This window comes from Micromonospora sp. NPDC049204, assembly GCF_040647935.1.
GTDB lineage: Bacteria > Actinomycetota > Actinomycetes > Mycobacteriales > Micromonosporaceae > Micromonospora.
Window position 1 is genome coordinate 448,544 of record NZ_JBEZDC010000003.1, and the last position, 25,197, is coordinate 473,740.

General features: G+C 70.8%; 17 protein-coding genes. 11 read left to right on the plus strand and 6 right to left on the minus strand.

Features of this window, described 5'->3' with window-relative positions; genetic code table 11:
• Positions 1-50: 50 nt before the first annotated feature.
• From AB0A90_RS08210 to AB0A90_RS08225, 4 genes are read right to left on the minus strand one after another with little or no spacing between them, the layout of a single operon-like run.
• The gene (locus AB0A90_RS08210; protein ID WP_357244095.1) at positions 51-995 is read right to left on the minus strand and encodes a MerR family transcriptional regulator; all 945 of its coding nucleotides are present in this window, start codon (positions 993-995) and stop codon (positions 51-53) included.
• Positions 985-1,593 (minus strand): isopentenyl-diphosphate Delta-isomerase, encoded by a 609-nt coding sequence (gene idi, locus AB0A90_RS08215; protein WP_357243597.1) that lies wholly within the window; start codon positions 1,591-1,593, stop codon positions 985-987. Before idi ends, AB0A90_RS08210 begins: the two co-directional genes overlap by 11 nt.
• Entirely contained in the window at positions 1,590-3,071 is a 1,482-nt protein-coding gene (crtI, locus tag AB0A90_RS08220; protein WP_357243600.1) for a phytoene desaturase family protein, read from the minus strand. The genes idi and crtI overlap by 4 nt, the downstream gene beginning before the upstream one ends.
• A gap of 28 nt (positions 3,072-3,099) precedes the next feature.
• Entirely contained in the window at positions 3,100-4,242 is a 1,143-nt protein-coding gene (locus tag AB0A90_RS08225) for a polyprenyl synthetase family protein (protein ID WP_357243603.1), read from the minus strand.
• Positions 4,243-4,307: 65 nt separating this feature from the next.
• On the opposite strand from AB0A90_RS08225, the gene AB0A90_RS08230 reads away from it, so the two are divergent.
• Together AB0A90_RS08230 and AB0A90_RS08235 are read left to right on the plus strand one after the other, a co-directional pair.
• Entirely contained in the window at positions 4,308-5,231 is a 924-nt protein-coding gene (locus AB0A90_RS08230; protein ID WP_357243607.1) for a phytoene/squalene synthase family protein, read from the plus strand.
• Entirely contained in the window at positions 5,228-6,553 is a 1,326-nt protein-coding gene (locus AB0A90_RS08235) for a deoxyribodipyrimidine photo-lyase (protein ID WP_357243610.1), read from the plus strand. The genes AB0A90_RS08230 and AB0A90_RS08235 overlap by 4 nt, the downstream gene beginning before the upstream one ends.
• Here the strand turns inward: AB0A90_RS08235 and AB0A90_RS08240 are convergent, their stop codons facing one another.
• Entirely contained in the window at positions 6,554-7,630 is a 1,077-nt protein-coding gene (locus AB0A90_RS08240; protein ID WP_357243613.1) for a serine hydrolase domain-containing protein, read from the minus strand.
• A 91-nt stretch (positions 7,631-7,721) separates the two neighbouring features.
• On the opposite strand from AB0A90_RS08240, the gene AB0A90_RS08245 reads away from it, so the two are divergent.
• From AB0A90_RS08245 to AB0A90_RS08280, 8 genes are all read left to right on the plus strand, one after another.
• On the plus strand, positions 7,722-9,197 hold the full coding sequence (locus AB0A90_RS08245) for an FAD-dependent oxidoreductase (RefSeq protein WP_357243616.1): 1,476 nt from the start codon (positions 7,722-7,724) through the stop codon (positions 9,195-9,197).
• Between the two features lie 271 nt (positions 9,198-9,468).
• Positions 9,469-10,473, plus strand: coding sequence for a LacI family DNA-binding transcriptional regulator (locus AB0A90_RS08250; RefSeq protein WP_357243619.1), 1,005 nt, complete (start codon positions 9,469-9,471; stop codon positions 10,471-10,473).
• A 333-nt stretch (positions 10,474-10,806) separates the two neighbouring features.
• Positions 10,807-12,186 (plus strand): extracellular solute-binding protein, encoded by a 1,380-nt coding sequence (locus AB0A90_RS08255; RefSeq protein ID WP_357243623.1) that lies wholly within the window; start codon positions 10,807-10,809, stop codon positions 12,184-12,186.
• 87 nt (positions 12,187-12,273) lie between these two features.
• Complete coding sequence (locus tag AB0A90_RS08260) at positions 12,274-13,230, plus strand: sugar ABC transporter permease (protein ID WP_357243626.1); 957 nt, start codon at positions 12,274-12,276, stop codon at positions 13,228-13,230.
• 11 nt (positions 13,231-13,241) lie between these two features.
• The gene (locus AB0A90_RS08265) at positions 13,242-14,129 is read left to right on the plus strand and encodes a carbohydrate ABC transporter permease (protein WP_357243629.1); all 888 of its coding nucleotides are present in this window, start codon (positions 13,242-13,244) and stop codon (positions 14,127-14,129) included.
• Between the two features lie 140 nt (positions 14,130-14,269).
• Positions 14,270-15,892 (plus strand): glycoside hydrolase family 13 protein, encoded by a 1,623-nt coding sequence (locus AB0A90_RS08270; RefSeq protein ID WP_357243632.1) that lies wholly within the window; start codon positions 14,270-14,272, stop codon positions 15,890-15,892.
• Positions 15,893-16,132: 240 nt separating this feature from the next.
• The gene (locus AB0A90_RS08275; RefSeq protein ID WP_357243635.1) at positions 16,133-19,063 is read left to right on the plus strand and encodes a discoidin domain-containing protein; all 2,931 of its coding nucleotides are present in this window, start codon (positions 16,133-16,135) and stop codon (positions 19,061-19,063) included.
• Positions 19,064-19,250: 187 nt separating this feature from the next.
• On the plus strand, positions 19,251-22,940 hold the full coding sequence (locus AB0A90_RS08280; RefSeq protein ID WP_357243638.1) for a discoidin domain-containing protein: 3,690 nt from the start codon (positions 19,251-19,253) through the stop codon (positions 22,938-22,940).
• Here AB0A90_RS08280 and AB0A90_RS08285 read toward each other — a convergent pair.
• Complete coding sequence (locus AB0A90_RS08285) at positions 22,927-23,742, minus strand: crotonase/enoyl-CoA hydratase family protein (protein WP_357243641.1); 816 nt, start codon at positions 23,740-23,742, stop codon at positions 22,927-22,929. The genes AB0A90_RS08280 and AB0A90_RS08285 overlap by 14 nt on opposite strands.
• A gap of 185 nt (positions 23,743-23,927) precedes the next feature.
• Between AB0A90_RS08285 and AB0A90_RS08290 the strand changes: the two genes are divergently transcribed.
• Positions 23,928-24,782 (plus strand): DUF2231 domain-containing protein, encoded by an 855-nt coding sequence (locus AB0A90_RS08290; protein ID WP_357243644.1) that lies wholly within the window; start codon positions 23,928-23,930, stop codon positions 24,780-24,782.
• Positions 24,783-25,197 lie beyond the last annotated feature (415 nt).

Below are 25,197 nucleotides of genomic sequence, written 5' to 3' on the forward strand. Positions count from 1 at the left end.
TGGGCGGACCCCCGACGGTAGTTCACGCCGAGATATGGGCGACAGTGCGGTCAGTCACGCCTCGACTGGTCCAGCGAGTCCCGAACCGCGACGGCGAGCGAGACGGCCTCGGCCAGGTCGATGGGCCGCACCACCCCCGCCGGCACCGTGTCGGCTCGCCAACCGGGCCCGGCGGCGAGCACCAGCAACGGGCGGCGCGGTGCCGCCAGCAGCGCGCTGAGCTGACCCGGGTCGGCGGTGGCCCGGGTGTGCGACCAGAGCACCACAGCGGCCGGCCCGGTCCGGTTGACCGCCTCCAGGAGGGCGGCGACCGGCACCCGGGCGCCCAGCGTCCGGTAGCTGACCCCGGCCTCGGCGAGAGCGGCGGCCAACGCCTCCAGCGGCAGGGTGTGCTGCTCCTCGTCCGCGCAGGAGAGCAGGATGCGGGCCGGTCCGGTGGGAACCTTGGCCCGACTGGCCGCCGCGAACGACTCCGAGATGCAGCGGGACAGCAGGTGTTCCACCTCGATGAGGCCGGCGTTGGCGGCGTGGCGTTCGCCGATGCCGGCGAGGACCGGGCGCAGCAGGCCCTCCCAGGTGGCGACGACACCGCCAGCCGCCAGGGCGTGCGCGATCGTCTCGCTGATCGCCGCCGCGTCCAGCCGCATGGCGGCGCGGGCCAACCCACGGGCTGCCGGGCCGGCGCGGCCCACCGGGATGGTTCCGCCGCCGTCCCGGCCCGCTCGATGGATCCGGCTTGGGGCGACGGTGTCGGTGGGCACCGGTTCCGGTGCCTGGCGAGCCCAGCGGGCCGCCTCGGCGGGGCTCACCCCCTCGGCGGTGAGCCGTCGCATGATCTCGAGGCGGGCCAGGTCGGTGGGCGTGTACCGGCGGTGGTGGCCGGGGATGTGCTCGCTGGGCCCGAGCCCGTAGCGCTGATGCCAGGTGCGCAGGGTGGTCACCGCCACCCCCAGCCGGCGTGCGACCGCGCCCGCGCTCAGCGCCTCATCGACCACCCGACCGCTCCGCCGTGTCATCCGCCGACGATCCGGGCGGGGGCACGACCGGAGCGGGTGCGCCCGAGGGGCGCAGTAGCCGGCTCACCACCCCGCCCAGCCAGGGCGCGTACGACCGGGGGTCGCGATCCAGGTCGGCTTCGAGGGCGGCGGGGTCGGCCCACCGCAGCTCGGCAACCTCGTCCGGGTCCGGCAGTAGGGGGGCCGCGGGCAGGAAATCACCCCGCAGCACGTGGTCGTACTCGAATTCGACCCGACCGGTGGCGGGGTCCTCGGCGTAGTAGACGTAGACGCCGACCTCGGTCAACTCGACCGGGCCCGCGCCCAACTCCTCGCGCAGGCGCCGATTGGCCGCCTCGGCGAGTGACTCGCCCGGCTGGGGGTGGCCGCAACAGGAGTTGGCCCAGCGCAGCGGGAAGCGGGTCTTGACGGCAGCCCGGCGTTGGAGCAGCACCTGACCGTCCGGGTCCACCAACAGCACCGAGAAGGCCCGGTGTAGTTGCCCCGGGGGCTGGTGTGCGGCTGCGACGGTCAACTCGCCGTGGGCCTTGCCGGTCTCGTCGACGAGCTCGACCAGGTGTTCCTCTCGACTCTTCATCGAATCTCCCCACTGATTCGGCCGGCGGCGAGCTTGCCGGAGATGAGCACCATCGGTACGCCCACCCCGGGCTGGGTGCCGGAGCCGACGAAGACCACGTTCGGCAGGTCGCGGTGCAGGTTCGACGGGCGGAACGGGCCGGTCTGGAAGAGGGTGTGCGCGGCGGCGAACGGGGTGCCCGCGGCCATCCCCTGCTCCTCCCACTCGGCGGGGGTGATGGCCCGCAGCACCTCGACGCCGGCGCCGAAACCGACGTAACCGCGCTCCTCCAGGGTGCCGATCAGTTGGTCGCTGTAGCGCTGGGTCAGGTCGCCGCGCCAGTCGAACGGGGCCCGGTGGAGGTTGGGCACCGGGGCGAGCACGTAGTAGGTGTGCCGCTCCGGTGGGGCCACCGACGGGTCGGTCCGACTCGGGTTGGTCACCAACAGCGACGGGTCGGTCATCAGCTCTCCCCGCCGGATGACCTCATCGAAGGTGCCCTTCCACGCGCGTCCAAAATGGATGTTGTGATGGGCGATCTTCGCATAGCCCTGCCGGGAGCCGACGTGCAGAACCACGCAGGACGGCGAGTAGGTGAGCCGGCGCCGTGGCGCGGCGGGGAGCAGGTCCCGGTAGGCGACCGGCAGGTCGGGGTTGAGCACCACCACGTCCGCCCGCACCAGCTCGCCGTCGGCGGTGAGCACACCCGTGGCACGGCCGTTCGCGGTCTCCACCCGGGTCACCGTGGTGTCGTACCGGATCTGCACGCCGTGCTTCTCGGCGGCGCCCGCCATGGCTTTGGAGACCGCGTGGATGCCGCCGCGTGGGAAGTAGACCCCGGCCACCGAGTCGAGGTACGCGATGACCGCGTAGATGGCGAGCGCGTCGTGCGGTGCGAGGCCGGCGTACATGGCCTGGAAGGAGAAGATCCGCTGGGTACGAGGGTCCCGGAAGAACTGGTTGATCTTCGTCTGGAGTCGTCGGAAGGCCCCGCCGCCGAGCAGTTTGAGCAGGTTGCCGGTGATCAGGTCGGTCGGCGCGTCCAGGTTGCGCTCGATGAAGTCGGTCCGCTCCAGCCGCCACAGCTCGCGGGCGTACTCGACGAAGCGCAGATAACCGTCGGCCTCGCGCGGCCCGCAGACCCGGGAGATCTCGGCGGCCATCCGGGTGGTGTCGGTGAGTACGTCCAGGGTTGAGCCGTCCGGGTAGTACGCCCGGTAGGCAGGGTCGAGCGGGGTCAGGTCGAGCCAGTCGTGCAACTCCTCGCCGACCGCGCCGAGCGCCTCGGCGATCAGGTCGGGCATGGTGAGCACGGTCGGGCCGGTGTCGAACTCGTAGCCGTCCACGCCGAGGCGTCCGGCCCGCCCGCCGGGCACCGGCTCACGCTCCAGCACGGTCACCTGTCGACCGCTGCCGGCCAGGTGCAGCGCGCAGGCGAGCCCGCCCAGCCCGGCGCCGACGACCACCACCCGGTCCGTCCGTCCTGTCACCGTCCGCACGTGACCACCTCCTTGCTCAAGTCGCTCATCAGGCCCGCCGGTTGGCGGCGGCGGTGGCCAGACCGGTCAGCGCGGTCCGCGCCGTCCGGTCCACGGGTGCGGCGTCGAGCGTGGCCAGCGCGTCGCTCACCCGCTCGGCGATCATCCGCTCCACCCGCGCCACCGCGCCGGTCTCGGCCACCAGTTCGGCGAGCCGGTCGACCGGTTCGTCGCCAGCCCGCTCCAACGCGCTCAGCTGGGCCGGCGTGGCCAACTCCCGAGCCAGCATGAGCAGCGCGGTCGGCTTACCGGTGCGCAGGTCGTCACCGGCCGGCTTACCGGTGGCGGCCGGATCGCCGTAGACGCCGAGCAGGTCGTCGCGGAGCTGGAACGCCTCGCCGACGGCGAGGCCGTAGCGGGTGTACGCGGAGACCAGTGGGTCGTTCGCGGGCACCCCGGCCAGGCAGGCACCGAAGAGCAGTGGGCGCTGGACGGTGTAGCTGGCGGTTTTGTAACGAGCCACCCGCAGCGCCCGATCGACCGACCAACTGGCCGGATCGTTCTCGCCGAGCACGTCGAGGTATTGCCCGGCGACCGTCTCCACCCGCATCTGGTCGTAGCAGCGGCGCACCTCGAACAGTCGGGCCGGTGGCACGGTGGCGTGGGCCAGCAACTGGTCGGCCCAGACCATGCAGAGGTCGCCGATGAGCACGGCGACGGCCTCGCCGAACCGCCCGGGATCACCGCGGTGGCCGGCCTGGACGTGCTGGTCGGCGAGGGCGACGTGTGCGGTGGGCCGGCCGCGACGGGTCGTGGAGGCGTCCATCACGTCGTCGTGCACCAGGGCGAAGGTGTGCAGCAACTCCAGCGCGGCCAGCGCGGGCAGCACGGGTGACAGGGCCTCGTCGCCGCCGACCGCCCCGCGCCAGCCCCAGTAGGCGAACGTGGGCCGGATCCGCTTGCCGCCCACCAGGACGGCCTCTCGCGCGGAGGCGGCGAAGGCGCCCATCGAGGCGTCGATCTCGCTCAGGGAGTCGACCTCGGTGGCGAGGAAGGCCGTCAGGGTCTCCTCGACGGCCGTGACCAGCTCATGGGTGTACGCGGCCAGAACGGCCTGGACCGGGTCGTCCCGGTCGACCGGCTCTGCCGCCGCCACACGAGTCGCATTGCCCGCAACTGCGTCGTTGGCCATGCGGCTGAGCGTACCCTAGGCTACGAGTTGCGTCGATTGGTGCGTCGATAAATGAGGGAGGGCCGGTGGAAACAGATCTCACCGCTGCCTATGACCGGAGTCGTGAGCTGCACAGACGTCACGGCCGCACCTACTATCTCGCCACCCGACTGCTGCCCGCATGGAAACGGCGACATGTGCACGCCCTCTACGGGTTCACCCGCTACGCCGACGAGATCGTCGATCGCACCGAGGACCTGCCGCCGGCCGAGCGGGCCGCCCGCCTGGACGACTGGGCCAGCCAGTTCATGGCTGGCCTGCGTGGCGCCGCCGTCGACGACCCGCTGTTGCCGGCCGTGCTGCACACGATCGCCGTCTTCGATCTCGACCGGGACGACTTTGCGTCGTTTCTGAAGAGCATGGCGATGGATCTGACCGTCACCGCGTACCCGACCTACGACCACCTGCTCGACTACATGGAGGGCTCGGCGGCGGTGATCGGCACCATGATGCTGCCGATCCTGGGCACCTCCGACCCGGTGGCGGCACGGGAGCCGGCGCGACAGCTCGGCTTCGCCTTCCAACTCACCAACTTCATCCGGGACGTCGCGGAGGACCTCGACCGGGGGCGCACCTACCTGCCGGACGAGGACCTGGCGAAGTTCGGCGTCACCCGCGACGAGCTGGCCGAGGCCCGGGCCCGGGGCCGCGGCACGCCCCGGACCCGTGAGCTGATCGAGTACGAGGTGACCCGCGCCCAGGCGCACTACGCGGCCGCCGCGCCGGGCATCACCATGCTGGAGCCGGCCTCGCAGGCCTGCATGCGCACCGCGTACGCCCTGTACGGCGGCATCCTCGACGAGGTCGCCGCGCTGGACTACGACGTCTTCGCCGGGCGCGCTCTGGTGCCGCAGCGGCGACGGATGGCGGTGGCCGCGCGCGCACTGCTCACCTCGACTGGTACGCCGGTCACCATCCCCGGGCCGACGGTCGACCCGGAGGCCCGGTGACCGTCGGCACCGCGATCGTGCTCCTCACCCGCGACCTGCGGGTGCACGACCACCCGGCGCTGGCCACCACCTGCGCGGCCTTCGACCGGGTGGTGCCGCTGTACGTGCTCGACCCGGAGTTGGCCGACCTGTCGGCCAACCGCACCCGGTTCCTGCACCAGGCCCTCGCCGACCTGCGCGCCGAGCTGCGCGAGCGCGGCGGCGACCTGGTGGTACGCCACGGTGACCCGGTCGCCGAGACGATCCGGCTGGCCGGTGAGGTCGATGCCTCGGCCGTCGCGCTCTCCGCCGACGTCAGCCACCACGCCCGACGCCGGGAGCGGCGACTGCGCGCGGAGTGCGAGCGGCACCGGCTGCACCTCCGACTGTTTCCCGGACTGACCGTGGTCGAGCCGGGCGCCCTACGGCCCGGTGGTGGCGGCGACCACTACCGGGTGTTCAGCCCCTACCACCGCGCCTGGGCGGCCAGCCGGTGGCGCGAGGAGTTGGCCGCGCCGCGCCGGATCGCCCTGCCCGACCGGGTGAGCGTGGGCCGACTGCCGGCGCTGCCGGCCGGTGACTCGCCGGACGCGGCGGTCGGCGGCGAGCGGGTCGCCCAGGCACGGCTCACCGACTGGCTGCCGGACCTGGACCGGTACGGCGACCAGCACGACGACATGGCCGGCGACGACACCTCCCGACTCAGCCCGTACCTGCGCTTCGGCTGCGTGTCCCCGCTGGCGGTGGCCAGCCGCGCCGGGGACCGGTCCGGGCCGTTCGTTCGGCAGGTCTGCTGGCGGGACTTCTACTACCAGGTCACCGCCGCCTTTCCGGAGATCTCGACCGCGGCGTACCGGCGGGGTGCCACCGAGCAGTGGCGCTACGACGACGACGCGTTGGCGGCCTGGGCCGAGGGACGGACCGGGATGCCGATCGTCGACGCCGGGATGCGGCAGATGCGCGCGCAGGGCTGGATGCACAACCGGGCCCGGTTGATCACCGCCGGCTACCTGACCAAGCACCTCGGGCAGGACTGGCGTGCGGGGGTGAGGGTGTTCTTTCGCTGGCTGCTGGACGGGGACGTGGCAAACAACTCCGGCAACTGGCAGTGGGTCGCCGGCACCGGCAACGACACCAAGCCCTACCGGGGGTTCAACCCCGTCCGGCAGGCCGAGCGGTACGACCCGGACGGCGACTACGTGCGCCGGTGGGTGCCGGAGCTGGCGACGGTGCAGGGCAAGGCCATCCACCAACCGTGGCGCCTGCCCGAGGCGCTGCGCCAGACGCTCGACTATCCGCCGCCGCTCTCGGTGCCGGGCACCGACCCGGTCTGGCTGCGCTGATCAGAGGCAGGAGTGCAACACCTCGGCCAGTTCGTCGACCCGGTCGTGCTCGGCGAGGTGCGCCGTGGCGTACGCGAGGACGTAACCGCGCTGCGGGTCGGCCCACGCGCTGCTGCCGCCGATGCCGCCCATGCCCCAACTGCCGTCCGGCTCCCACTGCATGCCGAGGGTCCAGTGGGCCTGGCGGTCCAGCACCAGGTCCGGCCCGTCGTACTGCACCCCGGTCGCCTCCGCCACCAGTTCCGGGCTGAACAGCCGGACGCCGTCCAGGACGCCGCCGGCCAGCAGGCCGGCGTAGAGCCGGGCCAGGCCGGCCGCGGTGGCGTGCAGGTTGACCGCGGGCATCTCGGCGCTCCGCCACAGCGGGCTGTTCAGCACGGCCACGTCCAGTCCACCGGCCGGGTTGCCCAGCGCCCGCGCCCGTAGCGAGCCCGGCTCGCCGAGCTTCCGACCCGGCCACCCCGGGTCGCCGTAGCGCATCTCGGCGCAGCGCCGCTGGTCCGCCTCGGCCAGCCCGAAACCGAGGTCGAGCCGCCACGGGCCAGCGATCTCCTCGGCCAGGAACCGGCCCACCGACCGCCCGTCCACGCGGCGAACCAGCTCGCCCACCAGGTGCCCGTACGTCCAGGCGTGCTCGCCGGCCACCGAGCCCGGCGGCCACTCGGGGTCGGCGGCGGCCAGGTCGCCGGCGAGCAGCGCCCAGTCGGCGATCGCGGCAGCGGGCCGGGGCACCGGAAAGGTCGGCAGCCCGGCGGTGTGCGACAGCACCTGACGCACGGTGGCGGGGGTGCGGAACTCCGGCCAGTACCGCTCGACGGGCGAGTCGAGGTCGACCCGCTCCCGGTCGACGAGCATCAGCAGACAGAGCGCGGCCACCGGCTTGCCAACGGAGTAGACGTTGGCCAGCGTGTCCGTCCGCCACTGTTCACCGTCGGGTCCGGCGCCGGTGCGGAAACCGCCGACCAGGTCGACGACCGGCTGTCCGTCGTACCAGATGGTCAGGCCGGCACCGGTCTCCCGACCGGTGGTGAACAGGTCGTGGAAACAGTCCCGGACCGGAGCGAAGCGTGCGTGCATCCCGACACCGTAGGCGCCCCGGACCGGTGAGTGTGCCGACTTTTCGCCTACCCCGGTGGTCGCGGTGGTGTCGCTGGGGGATGCTGTTCCGGTGGCGGAGCCGGAGCTGGTGGATGTGGTCGTGGTGGGGCTCGGGGTCGGTGGCGAGGAGGTCGCCGGGCGACTCGCCGAGGCCGGCCTGAGTGTCGTCGGCATCGAGCGGGACCTGGTCGGTGGGGAGTGCCCGTACTGGGGCTGCATCCCGAGCAAGATGATGATCAGGGCAGCCAACGCGCTCGCCGAGGCGCGCCGGGTCGACGGGCTCGCCGGAACGGCGCAGGTCCAGCCGGACTGGGCGCCGGTGGCGAAGCGCATCCGGGAGGAGGCCACCGACACCTGGGACGACACGGTCGCGGCCGAGCGGTTCGTCGGCAGGGGCGGCCGGCTCGTACGCGGCAGCGGCCGGTTCGACGGTCCCGGTCGGGTCCGCGTCGGTGACCAGGTGTTCCAGGCCCGGCACGGGATCGTGTTGGGCACCGGCACCCGGCCCTCGGTGCCGCCGATCGACGGCCTCGCCGACACCCCGTACTGGACCAACCACCAGGCGATCGAGGCCGACCAACTGCCGGAGTCGCTGCTGGTGCTCGGCGGCGGCGCGATCGGCTTGGAGCTGGCCCAGGTCTTCGCCCGCTTCGGGGTGCGGGTCACCGTGGTGGAGGCACTCGACCGGGTGCTGGCCGTCGAGGAGCCGGAGGCGTCCGACGTCGCCGCCGCGGCGCTGCGCGCCGACGGCGTGGAGATCCACACCGGGGTACGCGCCGAGCGGGTCGAGCACGACGGCACCCGGTTCACCCTGCGCGGTGGCGGCGGCACGGAGTTCACCGCCGACCGGCTGCTGGTGGTCACCGGGCGCAAGGCGCACCTGGAAGAACTCGGGTTGGACACGATCGGCGTGGACGCCAGCCAGCGGTACCTGCCGGTCGACGACCGTCTGCACGTCACCGACCAGGTCTGGGCGGTCGGCGACCTGACCGGTGAGGGCGCCTTCACCCACATCGCCATGTACCAGGCGGGGATCGTGATCGCCGACATCCTCGCCCGCGCTCGACAGACAGCGGCGGGGGCGGACGCCAGCGGCACCTCAAGCGTGGTCGGTGGCGCGATGGGGGCGTCCAGCGCGCTGGCCGCCAGCGGGTCGAGCGGGTCGGCCGGCACCGTTCCGCGAGCCGACTACCGTGCGCTGCCCCGGGTGACCTTCACCGATCCCGAGGTGGGCGCGGTCGGGCTCACCGAGCGGCAGGCCCGCGAGCGGGGCATCAACGTGCAGGTCGGTTTCACGAAGCTCGGCAGCTCGACCCGGGGGTGGATCCACCGGGTCGGCGACGACGGTTTCATCAAGCTCGTCGCGGACGCCGACCAGGGAGTGCTGATCGGGGCGACGTCGGTCGGTCCGGCCGGCGGCGAGGTGCTCTCCGCCCTGGTCGTGGCGGTGCACGCGGCGGTGCCGCTGAGCCAGCTCCGCCACATGATCTACGCGTACCCGACCTTCCACCGGGCCATCGAGTCCGCGCTACACGACCTGTCCTGACCGGGTCCGCGAAGCGGTGCGCCGGGCGTGATCCACTCGGCTTCATGAAAGTCGCGGTGTCCGTGGCCGGTTGACTCCACGACATCATGAAAGCCGAGTCGATCAAGGCTCGGGCGGTGCGACCTGGTGTCGATGGCGCGCGGACTCTGCCGCCGGGCGCCGATTCGGGCCGCCGGAATGGTGGCGGATGGGAAGAATGCGGCAGCCGGACGGCAAACGCCGGGCATTTTGCTGTTCATTTCTTTCATCGCGGTGACGTACGATTGCGACCGTGACCAAGCGGTTGACTGAAGTTGCCAAGAAGGCGGGCGTCAGCGAGGCCACCGTCAGTCGGGTGCTCAACGGCCGTGACGGGGTTTCCGAGGCGACCCGGACCGCCGTGCTGACAGCGCTCGACGTGCTCGGTTACGAGCGGCCGACCAAGCTGCGTGGCGAACGCGCCCGGCTGGTCGGGCTGGTGCTGCCCGAGTTGCAGAACCCGATCTTCCCGGCGTTGGCCGAGGTCGTCACCGGGACCCTCGCCCAGCGGGGCTACACCCCGGCTCTCTGCGCCCGGACCATCGGCGGGGTGTCCGAGATGGACTACGTGGAGATGCTCCTCGACCACCAGGTGTCCGGGGTGATCTTCGCCGGTGGCTCGTACGCGCTCGCCGACGCTCGACACGACCACTACCGTCGACTGACCGACCGGGGCCTTCCGGTCGTGCTCGTCAACGCGGGCGTGGACGAGCTGGGGTTCCCACGGGTCTCCACCGACGACGCGGTCGCGGTCGAGCAGGCGTACGGGCACCTGCGTTCGCTCGGGCACGAACGGATCGGGATGGTCCTCGGCCCGGAGGGGCACGTGCCGTCCCGCCGCAAGCTGGACGCGATGATCCAGGCCGCGGGCTGGGACGAGGCCGACGCCGAGTGTGTCGAGCGGTCCAGCTTCTCGATGGAGGGTGCGCGGGTCGCCGCGACGAAACTGGTCGAGCGGGGCGTGACCGGCATCATCTGCGCCAGCGACGTACTGGCGTTGGGCACGATCCGTGCGGCCCGGCGGTTGGGGCGTTCGGTGCCGGCCGACGTGTCGGTGGTGGGCTTCGACGACTCCGCGTTCATGACGTGCACCGACCCGCCGCTGACCACGGTGCGGCAGCCGATCGAGACGATGGGGCAGGCTGCCGTGGACCTGCTGGTCACCCAGATCGAGGGTGCCGGCGTGCTGCACGACGAGTTGCTGTTCGAGCCCGAGCTGGTGGTCCGCGGCTCGACCGCTCCCGCGCCCGGTCGCTAGCGACCACTCCACCCGACGCTTCGGCCGTCGACCGCTCCCGGCGGTCGGCGGCCGTTTTCGTCGCTGCGAACGTCGCGCAGCATCGACCTGTCCGAATGGCCCTTCATAACGGGTCAAAGGCCGCCATATCCGGCTGCTTTCACGAGTTTGCCAACATCTGCCGTAATCACGTCGTGTCCTTTCGGAACAGGGTCGATACCTTGCCGAAATGAGTCCCCCTCGCTACAGTGACTCCACTCACACCTGGCTCCGACGCAGCTACTGGGCGTCAGGTCGTATCACCGCAGATCAGCGAAGGTCATTGGAGTCACCCGTTCCCGAAGGGATGGACAGATGTCCGTACCGCAATACCGAAAGGCTGCGGCGGTTGCGCTCGTGGCCGGCCTGGGGCTCAGCCTCACGGCGTGCTCCACGAAGAGCGACGACAAGGACACGACCGCCGGCGGCAAGGTCACCATCACGGTCGACTGCCAGCCGGTCGGCGCCCAGAAAGAGCTGTTGAAGAACTGGAACGACGACGTCGCCGAGTTCCAGCGGCAGAACCCGGACATCGTCGTCAAGAGCGTCAGCGTCGGGGAGCAGTGCAACAACCCGCCGGACTTCACCGCCCGCCTCGCCGGCGGCACCGTGACCGACGTGTTCTACGGCTACATGACCGACCTCCAGCAGGTGCTGGACTCGGGTCAGGCGATGGACATCACCCAGTACGCCAACAAGGACAACATCTCCACCTGGGACAGCGTCGACCCGGCGCTCAAGGAGGTCTTCACCGACGGCGGCAAGCTCTACGCCGTGCCGGTCAAGAACTACTCGATGGGTCTGGTCTACAACAAGGCCCTGTTCCAGCAGGCCGGGCTCGACGCCAACAACCCGCCGAAGACCTGGGCCGACGTCCGGGCCGCCGCCAAGAAGATCTCGGCACTCGGCAACGGCATCGCGGGCTACTCGGAGTACAGCGCCGGCAACACCGGCGGCTGGCACTTCACCTCCCTGCTCTACTCGCAGGGCGGCCGCATGCTGACCGAGGACGGCAAGAAGGCCGACTTCAACAACGCCCAGGGCAAGCAGGTCCTGCAGAACATCAAGGACATGCGCTACGGCGACAACAGCATGGGCTCCCGTCAGCTGCTGCAGTGGGGTGACCTGCTGACGAACGCCGGCGCGGGCAAGGTCGGCATGTTCATCGGCGCGCCGGACGCCACCCAGGCGATCGTCAGCCAGTTCCAGGGCAAGTTCCAGGACTGGGCGATGAGCCCGCTGCCCGGCCAGGACGGCCCGGCGAAGGGGACGCTCGGTGGCGGCGAGGGCTACTTCTTCAAGAAGGACCTGACCCCCGAGCAGGTCAAGGCCGGCATGAAGTGGATCGCGTACCAGAAGCTGACGCCGGGCAAGGGTCAGTTCGACTACGTCCGGGCCAAGCCGCAGAACTACCCGGTGGGCCTGCCCCAGCCGCTGCTCTTCGCCAACGGCAGTGAGGCGCAGAAGCAGGAGCTGGAACTGCGCAAGGCGAACGCGAACGTCGACACGGCGAACTTCGCGCTCTTCGAGGCCACCCCGGTGCCGATCAAGGGTGAGCCGCGTAACGCACAGGCGGTCTACGCGGTGCTCGACGCTGCGATGTCCGGCGTGCTGACCAACCCGAACGCGAACATCGACGCGCTGCTCAAGACCGCCGAGCAGAAGGTCAACCAGCTCCTCGCCGCAGAGAGCTGACCGATCGTGTGGGGGCCGGGACGCCGACCCGGCCCCCACACCATCCGCCGCACCTCGTCGACGTCACCGACTCAACCAGGAGTTGCCTTGGCGATCACCACCGTCCCGGAGACCCCGAGGAAACCGGGCCGCCCGCCGTCGCCGTACTCGGCGAGGCCGCAGCGCACCAGCCTCGGCCGCAAGGTACGGGACAACCTCACCGGTCACGCGTTCCTGATCGGCGCGGTGCTCTGTTTCGTCGTCTTCTCCTGGTACCCGATGGTCCGCGGCGTCGTGATGAGCTTCCAGCGCACCCGGCGTGGCGAGACGACCTGGGTGGGCTGGGACAACTACACCCGCATCATCGCCGACCCCAGCTTCTGGACGGCCTGGCAGAACACCTTCTACTTCACGGTGCTCGCGCTCGTCGTCGGGTACGCGGTGCCGTTCTTCGTGGCGATCCTGCTCAACGAGTTCCGGCACGCCAAGGGTTACCTGCGGATCCTGGTCTACCTGCCGGTGATGCTGCCGCCCGCCTCGGCGCTGTTCCTGTTCAAGTTCTACGCGTACGACCCCAGCGAGGCCGGGCTCTTCAACGCGATCCTCAAGGCGCTGCACCTGCCCACCTCGCAGTGGATGCAGTCGCCGGAGATGACGATGCCGGCCATGGTGGTCGCGTCGACCTGGATGAACATGGGCGGCGCGGTGCTCATCTACCTGGCGTCGTTGCAGAACATCCCCGGGGAGCTGTACGAGGCAGCCGAACTCGACGGCGCCGGGATCTGGAAGCGCATCGTCCACGTGACGATCCCGCAGACCCGGCTGATCCTCGCGCTCCTGGCGATGTTGCAGATCGTCGCCACGATGCAGCTCTTCATCGAGCCCCTGATCCTCGCCAACGGCGCGGGCGCGGAGGACTCCGCGACCTCGGTGGCGTACCTCATCTACCAGCACGGGTTCTTCCAGAACGACCTCAACGGCGCCGCTGCCCTGGGCGTGATCATGCTCGTGGTGCTGGCCGGCTTCTCCGCCGTGTACGTGCGGCTGACTGCGAAACAGGACTAGGACGGCGAGGAATGGCACAGGATTCCGGAACCCGGACCCTCATCTCCCACTCCCAGCTCAGCCGGGGGCGCGGCAAGGTCATCTACTGGACGCTGCTGGTCGTCGTGGTGGCGGGGTTCACGCTCGTCTTCCTCGGACCGCTCTACTGGATGGTCACCGGCGCGCTCAAGTCCGGCCAGGAGATCGCCCAGACCCCACCGACGCTGTTTCCGAAGGATCCGCAGCCGCAGAACTACATCGACGCGTGGAACAACCTGGCCCTCGCCAAGCTGCTGTTCAACACGTTCTACTACGCGATCGGCGCGGTGCTGTTCCAACTCGTCTTCGACGCGGCTGCCGCGTACTCGTTGTCCAAGCTGAGGCCGATCTTCGGCAACGTGATCCTCGCGCTGATGCTGGGGACGCTGATGATCCCGGCGATGGTCCTCATCGTCCCGCAGTACGTGACGGTGCTGGACCTGCCGATCCTGCACATCAACCTGCTCGACTCGCCGTTCGCCATCTGGCTGCCGATGGTCGCGAACGCGTTCAACATCTTCCTGTTGAAGCGCTTCTTCGACTCGATTCCCGAGGAGTTGATGGCGGCGGCCCTGATGGACGGGGCGTCGTCACTGCGCACCCTCTGGTCGATCATCCTGCCGCTGTCGCGTCCCATCCTCGGCGTCGTCTCGATCTTCGCCGTGACGGCGGTGTGGAAGGACTTCCTCTGGCCGAAACTGGTCATGCCGTCGCCGGAGACCCGGACGGTCAGCGTGGGCATCTACACCTTCGCCGGTGGCACGCCGATGAACGTGGTGATCGCCGCGTCGGTCATCGCCGCGATCCCGACTGTCATCATCTTCCTGATCTTCCAACGGAACATCATGTCCGGTCTGACCACGGGCAGCATCAAGGGATAGCCACCACCGCATCCTCCCGCGCGGCGAACAACGACCGTTCGCCCGCCACATATCCAGGTCCGGCTGACCCGCCGACGTACTGACGCAGAAAGCAGGTGCTCGTGTCCACAGCTGACAGAAGTCCGTGGTGGCGTGGAGCCGTGATCTACCAGGTGTATCCCCGGAGCTTCGCCGACGGTAACGGCGACGGCATCGGTGACATCGCCGGCATCCGGTCCCGGCTGAACCACCTGTCCGCGCTCGGCGTCGACGCGATCTGGTTCAGCCCCTGGTATCCCTCCCCGATGGCCGACGCCGGCTACGACGTGTCCGACTACCGCGACATCGACCCGGTCTTCGGCAGCCTGGCCGAGGCGGAGGCGTTGATCGCCGAGGCACACGAGCTGGGCATCCGGACCATCGTCGACGTGGTGCCGAACCACTGCTCCGACGCGCACCCCTGGTTCCAGGCGGCCCTCGCCGGTGGACCCGGCGCGCCGGAGCGCGACCTGTTCTGGTTCCGGCCCGGCCGGGGTCCCAACGGTGACCAGCGGCCCACCGACTGGATCGGCGAGTTCGGCGGCGAGACCTGGACCCGCACCACCAACCCGGACGGCACCCCCGGCGACTGGTACCTGCACCTGTTCGCCCCGCAGCAGCCGGACTTCAACTGGGACCACCCCCGGGTACGGGCGGAGTTCGAGGACATCCTGCGGTTCTGGTTCGACCGGGGCGTGGACGGCATCCGGATCGACTCGGCCGGGCTCCTGGTCAAGGACGGGGAGCTGCCCGAGGTCCGACCCGACCACCCGCACCCGTTCCACGATCTCGACGGGGTGCACGACATCTACCGGGGCTGGCGGCGGGTCGCCGACTCCTACCCGGGTGAGCGGGCGCTGATCGGTGAGGTGTGGCTGCCGGACCGGCAGCGGTTCGCCAACTACCTGCGCCCGGACGAGCTGCACGCCGCGTTCAACTTCGACTTCCTCGGCTGCGCGTGGGACGCCTCGGCGCTTCGCGAGAGCATCGACGGGACGCTGAGCGCACACGCGCCGGTCGGCGCACCGGCCACCTGGGTGCTCTCCAACCACGACGTCACCCGACACGTCACCCGCTACGGTCGGGCCGACACCCGGTTCAGTTTCGCCGCCAAGCGCGAGGGGACCCCCACCGACCTGGAGCTGGGCACCCGTCGGGCGCGCGCCGCCGCACTGCTCTCGCTGTCGCTGCCCGGTGCCGCCTACGTCTACCAGGGCGAGGAACTGGGCCTCTACGAGGTCGAGGACATCCCGTACGCGCTGCGGCAGGACCCGATGTGGGAACGGTCCGGCCGGATCGACCCGGGCCGGGACGGCTGCCGCGTACCGCTGCCGTGGGCCGGTGACCAGCCGCCGTTCGAGTTCAGCCCCGCCGGTGCCGCGACGCCCTGGCTGCCCCAGCCGGCCGACTGGAAGGACCGGACGGCCAGCGCCCAGACCGGCGACTCGACCTCGATGCTGGAGCTGTACCGGGCGGCGATCCAGGCCCGCAGGGCCGAACCGGCGCTCGGTGACGGCGAGCTGACCTGGCTGCCCGCCCCGGACGGGGTGCTCGCCTTCAGCCGCGGCCGTGGCTTCAGCTGTGTGGTCAACCTGTCCGCCGAGGCGGTGTCGATGCCAGTGCAGGGGGAGTTGCTGCTGGCCAGCGGACCGCTCGACGACGGGTTGCTGCCGTCCGACACCGCGGTCTGGCTGCGTACCGCCGAATCCACCGACGGGCCGCGCGGGGCGGACGGCCCGGCCTGACCTGACTCCGCTCGCCGTGGGGGGGGGGGGGGGGGGCCCGCCCCCCCCCCCCCCCCCCCCCCCCGGGGGGGGGGGGGGGGGGGCCGCCCCCCCCCCCCCCCCCCCCCCCGGGGGGGGGGGGGGGGCCCCCCCCCCCCCCCCCCCCCCCCACGCCACCAGGAAGGAGGTACGAGGGAGACGCGCGACACCGCACCGACACGGGGGGATCTGGCCTGCCTGACGAAAGGGAGAGCGCAGCTCATGGCCAACCACACCACCGGCACCCCGCACCACCTTCGACACCCGGCCCGGGCAGGGTTGGCCGCCATCGCCGCCACCCTGCTCGCCGCCACAACGGTGACCGCCCTCGCGGTCACCGGCACCGCGACTCCGGCCTCGGCGGCCGGGTTGTCCCCCTTCGACATCTCCGGCCGGGGCGCCACCGTCCCGTTTCTCGAGCAGGAGGCGGAGGAGGCCGCCCACAACGGCTCGAAGATCGGCCCGGACCGGCGCTACGGCACGCTGCCGTCCGAGGCGTCCGGCCGGGAGGCGGTCACCCTCGACGCCGTCGGTGAGTACGTCGAGTTCACCCTCACCGCGCCGGCCAACGCGGTCACCTTCCGGTACAGCCTGCCGGACAGCCCGTCCGGCACCGGCCGGGACGCCGCCATCGATCTGCGGGCCAACGGGTCGCTGCTGAAGTCGGTCCCGGTGACGTCCAGGTACGGCTGGTACTACGGCGGATACCCGTTCAACAACAACCCGGGTGACACCAACCCGCACCACTTCTACGACGAGACCCGGGCGATGTTCGGCAGCACCCAGCCGGCCGGCACGAAGATCCGGTTCCAGGTCTCCTCGACCGCCCAGTCGCCCTCGTTCACCATCGACCTGGCCGACTTCGAGCTGGTCGCCCCGGCGATCACCAAACCCTCCGGTGTGCTCGACGTGGTCACCGACTTCGGCGCGGACCCGAGCGGCGCGACCGACTCGACCGCGAAGTTCCAGGCGGCTGTCGACGCCGGTAAGGCCCAGGGCCGGGCGGTCTGGATTCCGACCGGCACCTTCACCCTCTGGGACCACGTGGTGGTCGACGGGGTGACCCTGCGCGGCGCCGGCCCCTGGTACTCGGTGCTCGGCGGCCGGCATCCCACGGACCGGAACCGGTCCGTCGGCATCTACGGCAAGTACGTCCCCGGTGGCGGCTACACCGGCCCGGTCCGCTCGCACGAGGCGAACGGGCCGAGCCGCAACGTGACGCTGCGGGACTTCGCCATCATCGGCGACATCCGCGAGCGGATCGACGACGACCAGGTCAACGCCCTGGGTGGGGCGATGACCAACTCGGTGGTCGACAACCTGTGGCTGGAGAACACCAAGGTCGGGGCGTGGATGGACGGCCCGATGGACAACTTCACGATCCGCAACAGTCGCATCCTGGACCAGACCGCGGACGGGGTGAACTTCCACACCGGCGTGACCAACTCGACGGTGACCAACACCTTCGTCCGGAACACCGGGGACGACGCGTTGGCGATGTGGGCGCAGAGCGTGCCGAACGTCAACAACTCCTTCACGCACAACACCATCGGCGTGACCCTGCTGGCGAACCACCTGGTCAGCTACGGCGGTCGGGACATCAAGATCACCGACAACGTGACTGCCGACTCGCTCACCAACGGCGGCGGCATCCACGTCGCGAACCGCTATCCGGGTGTGCAGGGCGACACCGCGGTCCGGGGCACCTGGACGGTCGCCCGGAACACGTTGATCCGCAACGGCAACTCGGACTACAACTGGAACTTCGGCGTCGGGGCGATCTGGTTCTCCGCACTGAACGAGTCGTTCCAGCAGGCCACCATCAACATCACCGACACCGACATCCTGGACAGCTCGTACGCGGCGCTGCACTGGATCGAGGGCCAGACCAGCGGCATCAACCTGAGCAACGTGCGGATCGACGGCGCCGGCACGTACGCGCTCCAGGTGCAGGCACCCAGCCAGGTGTCCTTCACGAACGTGCGGGCCACCAACATCGCGCAGAGCAACCCGATGCACAACTGCGTGGGCGGTGGCTTCCAGATCACCCAGGGCAGCGGCAACTCCGGCTGGTACACGTCGACTCCGTACTGCGGCCCGTGGCCGAACCCGCAGTGGGGCGGCGGACCCACCACGCCGCCGCCGACCACCCCGGGGCCCACCACCCCGGCACCCACCACCCCGGCGCCGACCACGCCGCCGCCCACCACGCCGCCGCCCACCAGCGGGGGGAACCTGGCGCTGAACCGGTCGGCGACCGCGACCAGCACCAACCAGAGCTACACGGCGACCAACGTGGTGGACGGCAACGCGGCCAGCTACTGGGAGAGCGCCAACAACGCCTTCCCGCAGTCGATCACCGTCGACCTGGGCTCGGCCCGATCGGTCGACCGGGTGGTGCTCAAGCTACCCAGCGGTTGGGAGCAACGCACCGAGACGCTGTCGGTGCTCGGCTCCACCGACGGCTCGTCGTACGCCACCCTGGCGTCGTCCGCCGGTCGGGTGTTCGCCCCCGGCTCGGGTAACGCCGTGTCGATCGGTCTGCCCTCCGGTGACCGCCGTTACCTCCGGGTGACGGTCACCGGCAACACCGGCTGGCCGGCCGCGCAACTCTCCGAGGTCGAGGTGTACGGCGGCACCCAGACCACCCCGCCGCCCACCACGGCCCCGCCCACCACGGCCCCACCGACCACGGCCCCACCGACCACGGCCCCACCGACCACCCCGCCGCCCAGCGGCAACCTGGCGGCCGGGAGGTCGGTCACCGAGACCAGCCACTCCGACGTGTACGCCGCCGCCAACACCGTGGACGGCAACCCGAACACCTACTGGGAGAGCGCCAACAACGCCTTCCCGCAGTCGCTGACGGTGGACCTGGGCACCAACCGGACGGTGTCCCGGGTCGTGCTGAAACTCCCACCGTCGTCGGCCTGGCAGACGCGTACGCAGACGCTGTCGGTGCTCGGCTCCACGAACGGCTCGTCCTTCAGCACCCTGAAGGCGTCCGCCGGCTACACCTTCAACCCGGCCAGCGGCAACACGGTCACCGTGACCTTCACGGCGACCAGCCAGCGGTACCTGCGGCTGACCGTCACCGGCAACACCGGCTGGCCAGCGGGTCAGCTCAGCGAGTTCGAGGTCTATTCCAGCTAGCCCGGGTGCCCCCGTCCGATCCGGGCGGGGGCCACCCGATCCGGCGCTCCGGGGCGACGCGGCCCCGGCCCGCCGACCCCGTCCCACCCGCACCGTCCCCCACCTGTCGCGGAACGACGGGCGTACCCCTGCACCCGTCGCCGGGCAACGCACCCGCACCCACCCCCGAAAGAGGTGTAGCGACCCCATGTCCAGTAACGGCACCAGACGAGGCACGCCGCCGAGCGGCGCGCCCAATCCCGTCCCCCGCACCGCCCGCAGTCGGCGGCTCCTCGCCGGCGCACTCGCCGGGATGCTCCTCGCCACCGCCCCGGTCGTCACCCCCGCAGCGACCGCGGCACCGGCGGCCGACCCGTCCGCGGCCGCCGCGCGCATGGCGATGCTCGCCGGGCTCTCGGCCACCATGACCGCCAGCAGCTACAACCAGAACTACGTGGCGGGCAACGCCAACGACGGCAACGCCTCGACCTACTGGGAGAGCAACAACAACGCGTTCCCGCAGTGGATCCAGGCGGACCTGGGTGCCACGGTCAGCGTCGACCGGGTGGTGCTCAAGCTGCCGCCCGCGTCGGACTGGCAGACCCGCACCCAGACGCTGTCGGTGCTCGGCTCCACCAACGGCTCGTCCTTCACCACCCTGAAGGCGTCCGCCGGCTACACCTTCAACCCGAGCAGCGGCAACACCGCGACCGTCAGCTTCACCGCCGCCAGCACCCGCTACGTACGGGTGCAGGTCACCGGCAACACCGGCTGGCCGGCCGCGCAGCTCTCCGAGGTCGAGGTGTACGGCGCCACCGGCAGCACCGACACCCAGGCTCCCAGCGCCCCCGGCAACCTGGCGTACACCCAGCCCGCCAGCGGGCAGATCCGGCTCACCTGGTCGGCGTCCTCCGACAACGTCGGGGTGACCGGCTACGACGTGTACGCGGGCGGCGCGCTGCGCGGCAGCGTCAACGGCTCGACGCTCACCTACACCGACAGCCAGTCCGACAGCGCCACCGTCTCGTACTACGTGCGGGCCAAGGACGCCGCCGGCAACCAGTCGTCGAACAGCAACACGGTGACCCGGACCGGCACCGGCAACCCGCCGACCGGGAGCAACCTGGCGATCGGCAAGCCGATCTCCGCCTCCGGGTACGTGCACACGTTCGTGGCCACCAACGCCAACGACAACAACGTGGCGACCTACTGGGAGGGCAACGGCAACCCGAGCACGTTGACCGTGCAGCTCGGCGCGAACGCCAGCCTCAGCCAGGTCGTGGTGAAACTGAACCCGGACTCGGCCTGGGGTGCCCGTACGCAGAACATCGCGGTGCTCGGTCGGGACCAGGGCTCGTCGTCCTTCACCACTCTGGCCGGTGCGGCGAACTACAGCTTCAACCCGGGCAGCGGCAACACGGTGACCATCCCGGTCTCCGGTGCGGCGGCCGACGTCCGGCTCTCGATCGCCTCGAACACCGGCGCCCCGGCCGGACAGGTCGCCGAGTTCCAGGTCTTCGGCACCCCCGCGCCGAACCCCGACCTGACCGTGACCGGCATGTCGTTCAGCCCGTCGGCACCCGTGGAGACCAGCACCATCACGCTCTCCGCGACCGTGCGCAACGCGGGCTCGGCGGCCTCCGGCGCGACAGGAGTCAACTTCTACCTGGGCTCCACCCGGGTCGGCACCGCGTCGGTCGGTAGCCTCGCGGCCGGCGCCTCGACCACGGTCAGCGCCAGCATCGGCACCCGGGACGCGGGCAGCTACCCGCTCAGCGCGAAGGTCGACGAGTCGAACACCGTCGTCGAGTCCGACGACACCAACAACAGTTACTCCAACCCCAGCCCGCTGGTGGTCAGCGCGGTCGCCACGTCGGACCTGGTCGCCTCGTCGGTGGCCTGGTCGCCGGGCAACCCGTCGGCCGGCAACACGGTCACCTTCTCGGTGTCGGTGCGCAACGCCGGCACTGTGGCGTCCGCGTCCGGCTCGCACGGCATCACGCTCACCGTGCTCAACGAGTCCGGCACCGTGGTCCGTACCCTGACCGGCTCGTACTCCGGTGTGATCAACGCCGGCGCCACGGTCGGCCCGGTCAACCTGGGCACCTGGACCGCCGCGAACGGCAAGTACACCGTCCGGGTGGTGCTCGCGGCCGACGGCAACGAGCTGCCGGTCAAGCAGGCCAACAACACCAGCGACCGTCCGCTCTTCGTCGGTCGCGGCGCCAACATGCCGTACGACATGTACGAGGCCGAGGACGGCGCGGTCGGCGGCGGCGCCAGCGTCGTCGGGCCGAACCGGGAGGTCGGCGACCTGGCCGGCGAGGCGTCCGGTCGGCGTGCGGTGACCCTCAACTCGACCGGCAGCTACGTCGAGTTCACCACCCGGGCCAGCACCAACACGCTCGTCACCCGCTTCTCCATCCCGGACGCCCCGGGCGGCGGTGGGATCAACTCCACGCTGAACGTCTACGTCAACGGCACGTTCCACAAGGCCATCGACCTGACGTCCCGGTACGCCTGGCTCTACGGCAACGAGACCAGCCCGGGCAACTCGCCGAGCGCGGGCGGGCCGCGGCACATCTACGACGAAGCCAACGTCATGCTCAACTCGACGGTCCCGGCCGGCAGCAAGATCCGCCTCCAGAAGGACTCGGCCAACACCACCAACTACGCGATCGACTTCATCAACACCGAGCAGGTGTCGCCGATCGCCAACCCGGACCCGACCCGCTACACCACGCCGGGCGGCTTCACCCACCAGGACGTGCAGAACGCCCTGGACCGGGTGCGGATGGACACCACCGGCAACCTGATCGGGGTGTACCTGCCGGCCGGTAACTACTCCACCTCGTCGAAGTTCCAGGTGTACGGCAAGGCGGTCCAGGTGACCGGTGCCGGCCCCTGGTACACCCGGTTCAACGCCCCGTCGGGCCAGGACAACACCGACATCGGCTTCCGGGCCGAGAACTCGGCGGCGAACTCGTCCTTCAAGAACTTCGCCTACTTCGGCAACTACACCTCGCGGATCGACGGTCCGGGCAAGGTGTTCGACTTCTCCAACGTGTCGAACATCGTGATCGACAACATCTGGAACGAGCACATGGTGTGCCTCTACTGGGGCGCGAACACCGACTACATGACGATCAAGAACTCCCGGATCCGCAACATGTTCGCCGACGGCATCAACATGACCAACGGGAGCACCAACAACCTGGTCAGCAACAACGACGCCCGGGCCACCGGTGACGACAGCTTCGCGCTGTTCTCGGCGATCGACGCGGGCGGCGCCGACATGAGGGACAACGTCTACGAGAACCTGACCTCGACCCTCACCTGGCGGGCCGCCGGTGTGGCCGTCTACGGCGGCTACGGCAACACGTTCCGCAACATCTACATCGCGGACACGTTGGTCTACTCCGGCATCACCATCAGCTCGCTCGACTTCGGCTACCCGATGAACGGCTTCGGTGCCAGCCCGCCGACCCGGTTCGAGAACATCTCGATCGTGCGGGCCGGCGGGCACTTCTGGGGCTCGCAGACCTTCCCGGCCATCTGGGTCTTCTCCGCCTCGAAGGTGTTCCAGGGCATCCGGGTCAGCGATGTCGACATCGTCGATCCGACCTACAGCGGCATCATGTTCCAGACCAACTACGTCGGCGGGCAGCCGCAGAACCCGATCACCGACACGGTCTTCACGAACGTCTCGATCAGCGGGGCGCGCAAGAGTGGTGACGCCTACGACGCCAAGTCCGGCTTCGCCATCTGGGCCAACCCGATGCCGGAGGCCGGGCAGGGGCCGGCCGTCGGGTCGGTCACCTTCAACAACCTGCGGCTGAGCAACAACGCGGTGGACATCCAGAACCCCACGACGACCTTCACCATCAACCGCAACTGATCCAGCCGGCACCGGATGCCGCCGGGAGGTTCACCCCTCCCGGCGGCATCGTGCCGTGCCGACCCTCGCCGGCCGCGAACCGGGCCGCGCCGCTGGCCGCGTCCGTGGCCAGCGAATCCATCCCGTACGCCAGCTCGGTCGCCAGCGCCTCCGGCTCGGGCCGTCCGGCACCGGCCAGGACCGCCGCCCGGTCGTTGCGCAGGCAGGTCTGCGGGTGCCGGGCGATCGCCGCCGCCAGCTCCTCGGCCGCGGCCCGCGCCTGGCCGGGTGGCACCAACCGGTTGACCAACCCCATCGAGTACGCCTCATCCGCCGGCACCGGGCGGCCGGTGAGGATCAGATCCATGGCCCGGCTCTCGCCGATCAACCGGGGCAACCGCACGGTGCCACCGTCGATCAACGGCACCCCCCAGCGGCGGCAGAACACCCCGAGCGTCGCGTCGGACTCGGCGACCCGCAGGTCGCACCAGAGCGCCAACTCGAGCCCACCCGCCACCGCGTACCCGGAGATCGCCGCGATCACCGGTTTGCTGAGCGTCATCCGCGTCGGACCCATCGGGCCGTCCCCCTCCGGCTCGACCCGGTTGCCGCTCGGCGTGCCGAGGGCCTTCAGGTCGGCGCCGGCGCAGAACGTGCCACCGGCCCCCCAGAGCACAGCCACCGACGCGTCCGGATCGGCGTCGAAGGCCCGGAACGCGTCGGCGAGCGCCCGAGCCGTAGGACCGTCGACGGCGTTCCGAACGTCCGGGCGATCCAGCACCACAGTGCAAACCGCCCCAACCCGCGTCACCCGCACACCCATCCCGCCAGCATGCCCGCCCCACCCCCACCCCACAATCCCCGTCGATCTTGCACTTTCGGTCGCCGGTTCGCGGCCTGTGTCCCGAGTTGTCGGGGCAGAAAGTGCAAGATCGGCGGCGTGGGCGGGGCGGCAGGTTTGTCGTCGCCGACCGGTTTGCGACGGCGATCGCCGGGAAGTCGGTACTCGTGCGAGCACTTTTGACGAAAGTTGAGCAGGAATCCCGGCTGGACCGCGCGGGTGACCGGTTGCAGAAGGTCGTCCTGGGAACGCTGCGTCCGCGGCGGCTGCGGGACCTGCTGCACGGGGTGACGCTCGGGCATCCACTGCACCCGGCGATGGTGCAGGTGCCGGTCGGCGCGTGGATCAGCGCCGCCGTGCTGGACCTCATGCCCGGACAGCGTCGACCCGCCACCGTGCTCGTCGGCCTGGGCACGGTCAGCGCGGTGCCGGCGGCGGTCGCCGGACTGAACGACTGGGCGGCACTCGCCCGGGACCAGCGCCGGGTCGGCCTCGTGCACGCCGCCGCCAACACCGTCGGCCTGACGCTGTACGCCGGCTCGCTGGCCGCGCGGCTGTCCGGTCGGCACGGCATCGGCCGCGCGCTCGGGTTCCTCGGGCTCTCGACCGTGAGCCTCGGGGCGTACATCGGGGGTCACCTCGCGTACAAGCAGGGGGCGCAGGTCAACCAGAGCGTCTCCGAGCTGCATCGGATGACCGACGGCTGGCACTCGCTCGCCGACATGGCGACGTTGCCGCAGCGCACCCTGATCACCCGAGAGGTGGACGACGACATCTCGGTGATCCTCTACCGGCACGGTGACGAGGTGACCGTGATGTTGGAGCGTTGCCCGCACCAGAGCGGGCCGCTCGGCGAGGGCGAGGTGCAGGAGATCGACGGCCACGCCTGCGTGGTCTGCCCGTGGCACGGCAGCGCGTTCCGGCTCAACGGTGGCGAGGTCATGCAGGGTCCCTCCGGCAACGACCAGCAGATCCTGCCCACCCGGATCCAGAACGGCGTGCTCCAGACCCGCCTGCCCTGACCGCGTCTCCAGACCCGCCCGCCGGGACGTCAGCTGCGTCGGTGTCGACCGACCGACGGCCCCTCCGGCATCGAGTCCAGGCCGTGCCCACCATCGAACAACCCGCCGTCAGCCCCGTCGCCAGCCCAACCGTCGTCGCCACCCCAGGCGGACGCACCGGTGTGCGCCGTTCCGCTGCCCGGAGGTGCGATCCCGCTGCCGTACGGCGCGGTACCGCCGCCGCGAGACGCCATGCCACCACCACCGGTCGGCGCCGTGCCGCCGTCGCGTGTTGCCGGCGCTTCGAGGGCCGCCGCCGCCCGGCTGGCGGCCCAGGCGGCACCACTTCCCGCCGCCCCACCACCGGTCCGCCCCGCGCTGCTGCTCGTGCTCCCGCCGATGCTCCGGGCCGTACCGCCCCGGGGCGTGCGGGCCG

Bases quoted from the DNA above. Each gene is read 5' to 3' on its own strand.
- idi (WP_357243597.1), bottom strand. From the start codon at position 1,593: ATGAAGAGTCGAGAGGAACACCTGGTCGAGCTCGTCGACGAGACCGGC.
- AB0A90_RS08225 (WP_357243603.1), bottom strand. From the start codon at position 4,242: ATGGCCAACGACGCAGTTGCGGGCAATGCGACTCGTGTGGCGGCGGCA.
- AB0A90_RS08240 (WP_357243613.1), bottom strand. From the start codon at position 7,630: ATGCACGCACGCTTCGCTCCGGTCCGGGACTGTTTCCACGACCTGTTC.
- AB0A90_RS08255 (WP_357243623.1), top strand. From the start codon at position 10,807: ATGTCCGTACCGCAATACCGAAAGGCTGCGGCGGTTGCGCTCGTGGCC.
- AB0A90_RS08265 (WP_357243629.1), top strand. From the start codon at position 13,242: ATGGCACAGGATTCCGGAACCCGGACCCTCATCTCCCACTCCCAGCTC.
- AB0A90_RS08275 (WP_357243635.1), top strand. From the start codon at position 16,133: ATGGCCAACCACACCACCGGCACCCCGCACCACCTTCGACACCCGGCC.
- AB0A90_RS08280 (WP_357243638.1), top strand. From the start codon at position 19,251: ATGTCCAGTAACGGCACCAGACGAGGCACGCCGCCGAGCGGCGCGCCC.
- AB0A90_RS08285 (WP_357243641.1), bottom strand. From the start codon at position 23,742: ATGGGTGTGCGGGTGACGCGGGTTGGGGCGGTTTGCACTGTGGTGCTG.